This window comes from Cupriavidus sp. 8B (genome assembly GCF_054589115.1).
The window spans coordinates 1-295 of sequence record NZ_BAAILO010000186.1 but is presented as its reverse complement, the minus strand read 5'-3'; the positions used below and the strand labels follow the sequence as shown (position 1 = coordinate 295).

Sequence of the window (295 nt, the reverse complement as noted above, 5' to 3'; positions counted from 1 at the left end):
GGCATTCAAGACGTACATCCACGAACTGTTGCTGTCCTTGCGGGCGTCGGTGTAGTATGCCGCGCCAGTCAGGCTGAAGGCGGGAGTGAACTTGTACAGCGCGCCAACCCAGTACAGGTTGTCCTGGCGGACTGCGGTCGCACTGGTGAGTTCGTCACGCATCCAGCGGTAGCCGGCAAACACCTTGGCATCACCGAAAGCATATGCACCGCCAATCGCGGCGCGCTTGGCGGCTGCGCCCGATGTGGCGACTGTGCTGCCCTGGTATTGGTCATAGGCGACACCCACCGAGACC

The 295-nt window shown here is 62.0% G+C and carries 1 pseudogene; it reads right to left on the bottom strand.

Features of this window, described 5'->3' with window-relative positions:
* Window positions 1–295: pseudogene (locus tag ACYP5B_RS18660) on the bottom strand (porin); the annotation flags it as partial.